The sequence below is a fragment of the Neisseria sicca genome (assembly GCF_003044565.1).
GTDB classification, from domain to species: domain Bacteria; phylum Pseudomonadota; class Gammaproteobacteria; order Burkholderiales; family Neisseriaceae; genus Neisseria; species Neisseria sicca_A.
In genome coordinates, this window is the sequence record NZ_POXG01000005.1 from 156,241 (window position 1) to 166,798 (window position 10,558).

6 protein-coding genes and 1 pseudogene are annotated in these 10,558 nt (G+C 50.4%); 5 read left to right on the top strand and 2 right to left on the bottom strand.

The genetic code is table 11. From position 1 onward, the window contains the following. The first annotated feature begins 196 nt into the window (after positions 1-196). A complete protein-coding gene (locus DBZ16_RS10965; RefSeq protein ID WP_107814015.1) occupies positions 197-622 on the top strand; it encodes a CopD family protein in 426 nt (141 codons plus the stop codon). Positions 623-676: 54 nt separating this feature from the next. Then, positions 677-1,141 carry a CYTH domain-containing protein gene (locus tag DBZ16_RS10970; protein ID WP_107814016.1) on the top strand — a complete coding sequence of 155 codons (465 nt, stop codon included), beginning with the start codon at positions 677-679 and terminating at the stop codon, positions 1,139-1,141. Positions 1,142-1,509: 368 nt separating this feature from the next. On the opposite strand, the gene folA is transcribed toward DBZ16_RS10970, so the two are convergent. Continuing rightward, positions 1,510-1,998, bottom strand: a complete 489-nt coding sequence (folA, locus tag DBZ16_RS10975) for a type 3 dihydrofolate reductase (protein ID WP_107814017.1) — start codon at positions 1,996-1,998, stop codon at positions 1,510-1,512. A 256-nt stretch (positions 1,999-2,254) separates the two neighbouring features. Here folA and DBZ16_RS10980 point away from each other — a divergent pair, with 256 nt between their 5' ends. Together DBZ16_RS10980 and DBZ16_RS15995 are read left to right on the top strand one after the other, a co-directional pair. Continuing rightward, complete coding sequence (locus DBZ16_RS10980) at positions 2,255-3,145, top strand: DegV family protein (protein WP_107814018.1); 891 nt, start codon at positions 2,255-2,257, stop codon at positions 3,143-3,145. 32 nt (positions 3,146-3,177) lie between these two features. After that, positions 3,178-3,285 (top strand): annotated as a pseudogene (locus tag DBZ16_RS15995) (IS5/IS1182 family transposase); the annotation flags it as partial. Between the two features lie 95 nt (positions 3,286-3,380). On the opposite strand, the gene DBZ16_RS10985 reads toward DBZ16_RS15995, so the two are convergent. After that, positions 3,381-3,629: a BolA family protein gene (locus tag DBZ16_RS10985; RefSeq protein WP_107814024.1), complete on the bottom strand. Its 249-nt coding sequence runs from the start codon at positions 3,627-3,629 to the stop codon at positions 3,381-3,383. Between the two features lie 572 nt (positions 3,630-4,201). Between DBZ16_RS10985 and DBZ16_RS10995 the strand changes: the two genes are divergently transcribed. Next, positions 4,202-10,558 (top strand): ESPR-type extended signal peptide-containing protein (locus DBZ16_RS10995; RefSeq protein WP_159070327.1); only part of this gene is annotated, 6,357 nt, incomplete at its 3' end.

The following is a 10,558-nucleotide window of genomic DNA, read 5'->3' on the forward strand; positions in this document are numbered from 1 at the left end:
GCGAGGTATGGCGGCTATTAGTTTTAATTACATGCGCATTTTAACAAATTTTAATCTTATTGCATATCAACTGTGCGAAATTATGACGTAATTTACAATTTTTCGGGCGTAAAACAGACAGTCGTTGATATAAAGAAAACAGCCGCTTCGGTTTGGCGGGTAAAATATGCGTTTTCGAGCATGAGGTCGTCTGAAAATGTATTTGTGGTTTAAGCTCTTGCATGTGTTTTTTGTGATTTCGTGGTTTGCCGGGCTGTTTTACCTGCCGCGTATTTTTGTGAATCTGGCGCAGGTCGAAGCGGCGGAGCAGCCGGTGGAATATGAGCGGCTCTCGGCGATGTCGCGGCGGCTGTATAAGTTTATGTCGCCGTTGGGATTCGGGACGCTGGTGTTCGGCATTTTGATTCCGTTTGTTACGGGCTGGTGGGGGCAGGGCTGGCTGCATGTGAAGCTGTTGATGGGCCTGCTGCTTTTGGCTTATCAATTTTATTGCGGCGCGCTGCTTCGCGGCTTTGAGGAAAAACGCAATACGCATTCGCACAAGTGGTACAGGGTGTTTAACGAAGTGCCTGTATTGATGATGATTGTTGCCTTGTATATGGTGGTGTTCAAACCGTTTTGATGTGTTTGCGAAACCTGTTTTCAGACGACCTTCTTTTATATTGGAATCAAACAGATGACTATTGAAATCGAACGCCGCTTCCTGTTGAAAAACGATGACTGGAAGCGCGAAACCTCTGCGCCGCAGGTGTTGCAGCAGGGCTATTTGAGCGTGGAAAAAGAGCGCACCATCCGCGTGCGCATTATTGACGACAAGGCTTGGCTGACTTTGAAAGGCTATATTTCGGATGTCAGCCGCAGCGAGTTTGAATACGAAATTCCTTTGGCACACGCGCAGCAGATGATGGAGACGATGTGTCCGTTTAAGATGGAAAAACACCGTTATCGGGTGGAATTTAGGGGCTTTGTGTTTGAAATCGATGAGTATTTCGGCGACAACGCGCCTTTGGTGGTGGCGGAACTTGAGCTGCCTGCAGAAGATACGCCCTTTGAAAAACCGGACTGGCTGGGCGCGGAGATTACGTCGGAAGGAAAATTTACCAATGCGTATTTGAGCAAGCATCCTTATTCGACTTGGTAGGCGGGTTCGGGAACAACGGCACGCCGCTGATACTGGTCGCGGATTGTAGCGTGAGCTTTGCCCGCGGAAAACGGCTTGGTTGATTGTCCAATTTAGGATTTTTTCGGCAGATTCGCGGGCAAAGCGGCTTAGTTTAATTCACTGTATCGGCTTGTTTGAGAATCACAAAGGTCGTCTGAAAAACGGTTTTCAGACGACCTTTTGATTTTATAGTGGATTAAATTTAAATCAGGACAAGGCGACGAAGCCGCAGACAGTACAGATAGTACGGCAAGGCGAGGCAACGCCGTACTGGTTTAAAGTTAATCCACTATATTGATTCATCGCATCGCTGGTGGACGGTTGGACGGCAAACCGCCCATTTTTGTTTATCGGATGCGGGTGTAATGGACGAAGGCGTAGCCTGTGCCGTTGGCGGAGGTGTGGGTTTCGCGGGCAGCTTCGCGCCATTCTGACGGCGAAAATTCGGGGAAAAACGCATCTCCTTGGACGTTCAATGCCACTTCGGTAATCCGTAAATCGCTGGCAAGCGGCAGGGCTTGGGCATAGATTTGTGCGCCGCCCATGATGATGATTTCTTCCACAGCCGCACATAATGCCAACGCTTCTTCAAGGCTGCCGACGGTTTCCGCCCCTTCCGCTGTATAACCTGCCTGACGGCTGATGACGATATTGCGGCGGCCGGGCAGCGGCTTGCGGGGCAGGGATTCCCAAGTTTTCCGCCCCATCACGACGGGTTTGTTGAGGGTATAGGATTTGAAAAATGCGAAGTCCTCGGGCAAGTGCCAAGGCATGGTGTTGTTGATGCCTATGCAACGGTCGGGCGCGCAGGCGGCAATAAGGGTGATTTTCTGCATGGGATAGTCTTTTGATTGATAAGTAGATGTATTGTAAACGATATGTAAACGCCGGTGTTTAAAAGGAGGCGTAAAAACCATATGGCAATGAATGATGACTATTATTTTAGAATATAGTGTTTAGTTTCAAAATAATGCTCAGAACTATTAATATATGGACAAAAATTTACATACCGTTTATCATTAAAATAGACCGCTTAGATGGTCATTTATTAGTTTTGGATTTTGTATTGTTTGATGCACAAGGGAGCAGTGTATGACAGGCTCTTATGCCTTATATCGTTGTGCGGTATTGTCCACGTCGAGTGGCTCTTTGTCGGGCATACTCGATCGGGACAGCCCGATTCAGATTCTGCATCTGAATGTATTTATGGAACAACAAGAGTTCGCTGACGGACTGGAAATCAGCAATGAAGAATATTGCAATTGGCGCCGCGAGCATTTGGACAACGATGTTTCTACAACACCGCCGTCGTCTGAAGATTTATTGAGGACTTTTCAATATTTGGTCGGTCAGGGTTATCACGAAGCCATCGTGACGACGTTGAGCCACAAATTAAGTGATTCTGCCGATATGGTGCGTCAAGTTGCCGAGCAGGTTCCGCAGTTGAAAGTCCATGTCGTCGATACAGGGACATGCTGCATGCCCGAAGGCTTTTTTGCTTTGGAAGCAGACCGCCTGTTGCGCGAAGGAAAAACGCCGACGGAAATCGTTGCTTACTTGGAAGGTTTAAAAGAACGTTGCAACATCATTTTCGGACTGTCCACAATCAAATCCCTTGTCGGCAGCGGCACGATGGCAAGATTGGGCGCTTCGTTGTGCGACTGGTTGGGGCTGCGCGCCGTATTGCGTTTTTCGCAGGACCAGTTGTATCGGGTCGAATCCGCCTCCGATGACGAAAAAATGTTTGATGCGATCATCGACCAAGTGTTGAAACTGATGCAAGGCAAAACACGGGAACAATTTATCCTCGGCGGTCTTTATACGGGCGAACGCGACCGGTATCAAATATTTGCAGAACGCTTCTTCAAGCGGACCGGTATCTGTTTGGATGACGGTGTTCCCGTATCGCCGGTGGTGGCGGTACACGTCGGCATCTGCGGCGTCGGCGTCGGCATGGTCGAAAAGTTTGAAGCAGCCGCATAAGGAGCGATACCGAATCTGCCCACATTCCTGATTATAGTGGATTAAATTTAAATCAGGACAAGGCGACGAAGCCGCAGACAGTACAGCTAGTACGGCAAGGCGAGGCAACGCCGTACTGGTTTAAATTTAATCCACTATATTATTAAGCGGCAATTCAACGCTGTGTAAATTAAAAAAGGTCGTCTGAAACTCCGATTCAGGTTTCAGACGACCTTTTTCTTGTCTGCTGTACGGCTTATTGCTGCTTCGCTGCCCATTCCGCAGGCGTAGCGGCAACGGAAATCGACAGCGCGTGCAATTCGTTGCTGGCCAATTGCGCCTTCAGGCCGTCTTTGATCAGGCGGTGGCGGGCGAGGCGGGCTTTGCCTTCAAACTCGGAAGAGACGATGATGGCGAAGAAGTGATGCCCGTCGCCTTCGACTTCGACGTGTTCGCAAGCGGCAACGCCTTCAATCAACGATTTGACTTGTTCTGGGGTAAGCATTTGTATTCCTTGTTTCAAAAACATTGCGGCATTATACAGAATAATGCCGTCAAACATCGCCAACTTGCTGGGAATGTATCTGAAACATTATTCATTAATATTAAATCAACATAAGATTTACAGAGGTCGTCTGAAACATTTTCAGACGACCTCTTTGCTTATTTTTGGATGTCGGATACTTAAAAATATCATTTTTTTAGTACGTATGAATCTGAGTAAAAGGGTTTTGGCATATAAATTGCTTTCAAATAAAAAGATAAAGTTTCGCTTTAATTGCAAAGTAAGGTTAAGAAAATAGAAGTTATTAAAGATAAGCGGATATATAAATAGCTAAAAGGTACTGAAATCAGGTTTGAGAGATTGTTATCTGAGGTATAGATAAATTCTGAAATTTGTTTGAAAGTGACAATATGCGTCATATCCGTTGAATAATTTTTGCAATCGAAATATTGGCATCGAATAAGATGCTTTCATTTTTAGTTGTTGGATCGGATGTTTGGAAAGCAGGTTATTCCGACAATCCAATAACATATTAAATTCATTTGTTTAACATTTTAAGTCAGAGAGTAAGCATGAATAAAATCTATCGTGTCGTATGGAACGAAACCACACAGACGTGGAACGCGGTGGCAGAATTTGCCAAAGCGCATGGGAAAACAGCTTCATCAGGCATAGGCGGTATTGTTGCCTCCGCAGGTGTGCGCTTCGCGTTTACCGCCATCATGTCCGGCCTGCTGCTCGCCAGCGGTCAAGTTATGGCTGCAGCGAATAACGGCAAAACCCTCTCCAATGGTACAGCTGTACCTGCAGCCGCTACTGATTACAACACCTGTTATTTCGATACCGTCAGTTACAACGTTGTCTGCGGCGATGATAATACGACAGCGTTAGATTTCATTCCTCAAGACGGCGGACAACCTCCAAAACAAGGTAAATCTGTCGCCATCGGACAAGGAACCCAAACCAGGGGAGAAAGTAACGTCGCTATCGGTCCGAATGCGGCTACTGCCGAAACCGGGTCTATTGCCATTGGTTCTTCTGCTAATGCAGCCAAAAACCAAACTATTGCCATCGGTCAAGGTGCGGCAACGAAAGGTCAGGCAGACATTGCGATTGGTAAAGGCGCGGGTCCAGGCTCCAGTACTGCAAACGGACGAAACATCGCTATCGGCGAAAATGCATTACAAAACAGCACAAATAGCGATAACGTGATTGCTATCGGTACAAATGCAGGCAATGGTAGTGACAGTACCCAGTCTATATTTATCGGTAATGGCGCGAACGGTATGGATGCCAAAAACGTTGCTATCGGTAATCTGTCGAAAACCAAAGGCGGCAGTATCGCAGTCGGTGACAGCTCGAATGCGCAGGGCAGTTCTTCCGTTGCCATCGGTACCAGTGCTGCCACAACCGGTGTGGCAGCTAATGGCGTTGCCATCGGTTTCAATTCCACTACCTCGGGATTGAGTGCTGTCGCTATTGGTGGTGCAAATTCTACCGGTAAAGGTGCCAATGCATCCGGACCTGCCAGCCTTGCAATAATGGGTACTGCCGTCGCTTCCGCACAGCGTGCGATTGCCGTGGGTGAGTTGGCTGTAGGTTCAGGAGCTTATGGTATTGCCATCGGTGGTAAAGCGAATGCGTCAGGCTCTTCCTCTATCGCGATTGGCGGTAGTCAGGCGGCGGACAAAGCGACGAACGCAACCGGTAATTTCTCAACCGCCATCGGTTATGGCGCTAAGACAGTCAATCACGATACTACTGCCGTCGGTAAAAGCAGCTCGGCAAATGGTCTGCGCGCCACAGCTTTTGGTGTAGACAGCAATGCAGATGCAGAAAACGCCTTGGCAGTCGGTCCGCAAACCGCTGCTTCTGCCAAAGGCGCAATTGCCGTCGGTTTTGCCACTCAGGCAACCGGTTTGAGCAGCGTCGCGGTCGGTAAGGAAGCCATTGCCACCAAAGAAACTTCTACTTCACTTGGTCAAAACAGCCAAGCAACCGCCAACAACGCCGTCGCCATCGGTAACAAAGCCGTAGCGGCAGGTACGGGCAATATCGTGGTAGGTACGAACGCGGGCGTATACGACGCCGCCGTTTCCGCAGGACGCACAGTTGGTGCGGACACCGTCTATATCGGCGCGGACAGCGGTCGCAACGCCTATAACAACGAACGACAAATTTCCATCGGTAAAGGCACGGGCAACAACGCCACCGGCGTGGATAACATCGCTCTTGGCTTGCGTTCCGGCGCATTTGTGGTCGGTGCGAACAACGTCGCCATCGGTAGAGAAGCAGGTATGGGTACGGATGCCCAAAAACTGAGCGTTACCTCCACCGTCGCCATCGGTGAAGCCGCAAAAGGCAGCTCCAACAATACCGTAGCCATCGGTAAAACCGCATTGGCAGAAAAAGAATCTGCGGTTGCCGTCGGTACACTTTCCAAAGCCAGCGGTGACAACTCCGTAGCCATCGGTAAGACTGCCAACGCATTGGGCATTAAAGCAGTCGCATTGGGTGTCGATTCCGTTGCTGTTAATGAAAAAGATGTTGCATTGGGTAGCGGTAGCGTGACCGAAGCGCACCACAACGGCGACTACACGTTGAATAGTAACTATACCGCAGCCGGAACAAGCTCTTACGGCACGGTTTCCGTCGGTAAAGTCGATGCAACCACCCCTACCAACAGCTTCACCCGTCAAATTCAAAACGTCTCTGCGGGTGTTATCAGCGCAACCAGTACCGATGCCATTAACGGCAGCCAGCTTTACGCGACCAATTCTTACCTGCTCAACTTAGGTAAAAACGTCAAAGACGCTTTGGGTGGCAGTACCCAAATCGACAATGCAGGCAACCTGACCCTGAACAACTTAGGCGGTACAGGCAAAGCCAATGTTCACGACGCTTTGGAAGCAATGAACAATAAAATCGACCAATTGGGTGGCGGCAGCTCCAGCCATTTCTACAGCGTTAAGACGACCTCTGATACCCGAGGCAACTACAACAATGACGGCGCAACCGGACTGGATGCTCTGGCAGCAGGTGCAGACGCGCAAGCTGCCGGCGAATTTGCCGTAGCCGTCGGTACTGGCGCGCAGGCGGTGATTTCCAACTCTATCGCCATCGGTAAAAACGCCACTGTCAACGAAGACACGGCATCTGACGCGAGTGTAAACGGTTTGACTAAAGGCGAAGGTTCCGTCGCCATCGGTGCGAATACCAAAGCCAGCGGCACCAACGCTACCGCCGTCGGTCAATCATCCAATGCTTACGGTCAAAACTCCTTCGCAGGCGGTCAGTCTTCCAAAGCGTTGGGTAAATCCAGCGTAGCGGTCGGTGACGGCGCGCAGGCCATTCACGACTCCACTACTGCAGTTGGTCCATACAGCCAAGCTACGGCGGCAGGTGCGACTGCGTTGGGTCACAATACCCGCGCAACTGCTTTCGGTACCGTCGCGGCAGGCCGCCAAAGCAAAGCTTCTGCCAGCAATGCCGTAGCATTGGGTAACGAAGCAGACGCGCAAAAAGACGACACCATCGCCATCGGCTACAATGCCCAAGCCACGCAAAACCGTGCCGTAGCCTTCGGTAAAAACGCCAAAGCGACCGCAGGCGACACCTTTGCCTTGGGCGATGCGGCAAAAGCCTCTGTCGGCAATGCTATTGCCTTCGGTAAAAACGCCAATGCCGCCCACAAAGACTCTATCGCATTGGGTGCCAATTCTGCGACTGAAGCAGCCGTTCAGACGACCTCTGCCACTGTTGGCGGTCTGACTTTCGGTAACTTCGCAGGTGCCGCGCCTGAGTCCACACTCAGCATCGGCACGGCAGGCAAAGAGCGTACGATTACCAACGTCGCCGCAGGCCGCATCAGCAACAACAGCACCGACGCAGTAAACGGCAGCCAGCTTTATGCGACTCAAAACGTCATGAATAATATCGGTACGACCGCAGTCGGCGTATTGGGTGGCAATGCAGCCATTGCGAATGACGGTACTATTACGATGTCTAACATCGGCGGTACGGGTGAGAGCACTATTCATGATGCCATTGCTTCTATCCACAACACTTCCTACAAATCGTTCAAGCTGAATACAGCTAAAACCAACAATACCAATGGTGTTGCTGAAAACTATTCTTTGGAAGAAATTACCAATGGTGCGACCATTACGCTGGAAGCAGGTCAAAATATTCGTTTGAGCCAAAATAAAGGTGCAGTCAGCATCAATACCGTTGATGCTCCGACTTTTGCCGGCAAGATTACTGCAAATGGCGGCTTGGATATGGCAAACAACAAGATTATCAATGTTGCCAAAGGTAGTGATCCGTCTGATGCAGTGAATTTTGAGCAGTTATCAGATGCAATTAAAAACGTCAGTGTAACTACATTGACTACGGTTAATAATTCAACACCGTTCTCTTATGTTGGTTCCAATGGCAAAATGTTGAGACGCGAAGTAACCGTTGATCCGCTGACGCAAACACGCACCGTTAAGTTTGTCGATGTAGAGGACAACTCTGTCTATACAGGCAATGACGTAACCATTGCTGCATTGAATCCGACCGATCCTCAAACTTCGACTCCGACGACTATCGGTAACGTTAAAGATGGTCAGAAGCAAAACGATGCGGTAAACGTATCGCAACTGGACAAAGTTGCCAAAGCACTTGGCACAAAGGTTAATCCTGCTGACGGCACTATTACTGCACCGGATTACACAGTCATTTCCGGCAATCCGGATAGTAGTAGCGTAGCGACTTACCATACTGTCGGAGAAGCATTAGGTGCGTTAAGCGATGCAGTCCGCACACCGCTGACGTTTGCCGCTGATGCCGGTACTCCCTCAACTCGACGTTTGGGCAGCACTGTTACCGTTAAAGGCGGCGAGGCAGATGAAGCTAAACTGTCTGCTAACAACATCGGCGTGGTTTCAGACGACACTACCGGTACGCTCAACGTCAAACTGGCGAAAGAGTTGAAAGGTCTGACCTCGTCTGAATTTGTTGACGCAGCAGGCGGCAAAACCACCGTTGCTGCAGACGGCGTGACCGTCGGTACAGCGGCAAACCCTGTCAAACTGACGACCGAAGGTCTGTCTAACGGCGGTAAGAAAGCAACCGACATTGCTGCCGGTGTGAGCAATACCGACGCCGTCAACGTCAGCCAGCTCACTCCGTTGGCAACCGCATTGGGCGCAACCGTCAATCCGACTACCGGCGCGGTTGAAGTACCGAATCTGGTCGTAACCAAAACCGACGGTACGCAGGTCGCACCTGCCAACACCGTACAAGGCGCGTTGGACAACATCGGTACCGAGCTGCAAAAAGGTCTGACTTTCGGCGGCGACAACACAGACAAGAATTTCGAGCGCAAACTCGGCAACCAAGTCTTGGTTAAAGGCGGTGCAGACGCGGCGAAACTGTCTGACAACAACATCGGTGTGGTTTCAGACGACGCCAACGGTACGCTCAACGTCAAACTTGCCAAAGAGTTGCAAGGTTTGAACAGCGCACACTTTGAAACCGACGGCAGCTCTACCACTATTGGTGGCGGCAACGTTTCCATGATTGACAAAGACGGCAATATTGCCGAAACCACAGCAAACGGCATCACCCTGACTCCGGTGCCAAGCAGCGGCAAAGAAGCCGTCAGCCTGACCAAAGAGGGTCTGAACAACGGCGGCAACAAGATTACTAAGGTTGCCGAAGGCACGCTTGCTGCTGACAGCACCGATGCTGTTAACGGAGCGCAACTGTATAAAGTTGATCAGAAAGCCGATACCAACGCTGGTAATATTGCCAAAGGCATCAATATCGGCGGTACGAGCGGCAGCAACAAATACGCTCTGGGCGACACTGTCAACATCAAAGGCGACAGCAACATTGTCAGCGAAACCGTTGAAGGTGGCGTACAACTGAAACTTGCCGATACCGTCAAAATCGGTCAAGACAGTGGCAAACCTGTCAGCATCGACGGCGTAAACGGTACTGTCAGCGGTCTGAGCAACAAAGCCTTGGGCGGTGCGGATTTCGCTACCAAAGGTCAAGCTGCGACTGAAGAGCAGTTGAACGCAGCCCAAGCCAACCTGGCGAAAATCCTCGGCGGTAACGCGGCCAACAACAACGGCAACGTCACCTTCACCGACATCGGTGGTACAGGTAAAGCCAATGTTCACGACGCGATTGCCGCGGTGAAAGAAACTGCCGAAAAAGGTTGGAACCTGAACACCAACGAAGAAACCTCGTCTGAAAAAATCGCCGCAGGCGACACCGTGACCTTCAAAGAAGGCAAAAACATCAAAGTCAGCCGCGACGGTAAGAACATCACCGTAGCGACTTCAGACGACGTCTCCTTCAACAAAGTCACTGTTGGCGACAGCGTACTGTCCGACAACGGACTGACTGTGGGCAATGGTACGGCAGGCAACCCTGTCAGCCTGACCAAAGACGGTCTGAACAACGGCGGCAATAAAATCTCCAACGTCGCCGCAGGCGAGGCAGATAACGATGCCGTCAACGTTGCCCAGTTGAAAGCCAATTCAGGTCGTGTGGAAAGCGGCAACAACAACATCGTCGTTGAAACCGACAAAACAGGAGGCTCCAGCGTTTACAAAGTTTCTACCGCCAAAGACCTGAAGGCTGACAGCCTGACTGCGGGCGAGACTGTTGTGAACAACAGCGGCGTAACCGTTGGCGACAAAGTAGCTCTGGGCAAAGACGGTTTGAAAGCAGGCGATGTGAACGTTACTGCTGACGGCATCGATGCCGGCAGCAAAGCCATCAGCAACGTTGCCAAAGGCGTAAAAGCCACCGACGCCGTCAACGTTGCCCAGTTGAACGAACAACTCGCCGCAACTGAAAAAACCACCACCGTCGTCGCCGGTAAGAACGTGACCGTCAGCGAAAAAGTGGACGGCAACAACACCGAGTAC

Excerpts from the sequence above, each read along its gene's own strand:
- folA (WP_107814017.1), bottom strand. The coding sequence starts at position 1,998 with ATGCAGAAAATCACCCTTATTGCCGCCTGCGCGCCCGACCGTTGCATA.
- DBZ16_RS10985 (WP_107814024.1), bottom strand. The coding sequence starts at position 3,629 with ATGCTTACCCCAGAACAAGTCAAATCGTTGATTGAAGGCGTTGCCGCT.
- DBZ16_RS10970 (WP_107814016.1), top strand. The coding sequence starts at position 677 with ATGACTATTGAAATCGAACGCCGCTTCCTGTTGAAAAACGATGACTGG.
- DBZ16_RS10980 (WP_107814018.1), top strand. The coding sequence starts at position 2,255 with ATGACAGGCTCTTATGCCTTATATCGTTGTGCGGTATTGTCCACGTCG.
- DBZ16_RS10965 (WP_107814015.1), top strand. The coding sequence starts at position 197 with ATGTATTTGTGGTTTAAGCTCTTGCATGTGTTTTTTGTGATTTCGTGG.